Origin of the sequence: Anaerococcus lactolyticus ATCC 51172 (assembly GCF_000156575.1) — a bacterium.
Lineage (GTDB): Bacteria > Bacillota > Clostridia > Tissierellales > Peptoniphilaceae > Anaerococcus > Anaerococcus lactolyticus.
The window spans coordinates 1-377 of record NZ_GG666096.1 but is presented as its reverse complement, the minus strand read 5'-3'; the positions used below and the strand labels follow the sequence as shown (position 1 = coordinate 377).

Genomic DNA, 377 nt, shown 5'->3' with positions numbered 1-377 from the left:
ATTATTCATAGATTCAATTTCATTTTTGTAAATAACACCAGTTGTATTAGTTGCTTTTGCAATCTGGTTTATATTATTTGTTGCATTTGAAAGTAACCATTGTAGGTTTCTAAATGGTTCTAAATCTACAACATAAATCTCTTTTTCTAACACACATTTCCTAAGAAAGTGGGACATAGTTTTGCAATTAGCAAGTTTCATTTTCTTTTCAAAGATTTCTTTCTCTTCATCTGTTAAATATATTTTTAGTTGATTATTTCTTTTTCTATTATCCATAGTATATCTCCTTATCATAAATTATTGGGGTCTTAGGGTTCTCCCTAACAAGGTAAAATTGATAAAAAAAGAAGCAGTCCATAAAGGTTCTGCTTCATCAA

General features: G+C 27.9%; 1 protein-coding gene. It reads right to left on the bottom strand.

The features are described 5' to 3' along the window. The coding region (locus HMPREF0072_RS10430; RefSeq protein WP_004830471.1) for a plasmid mobilization protein at positions 1-276 on the bottom strand (276 nt) is incomplete at its 3' end. Positions 277-377: the final 101 nt, after the last annotated feature.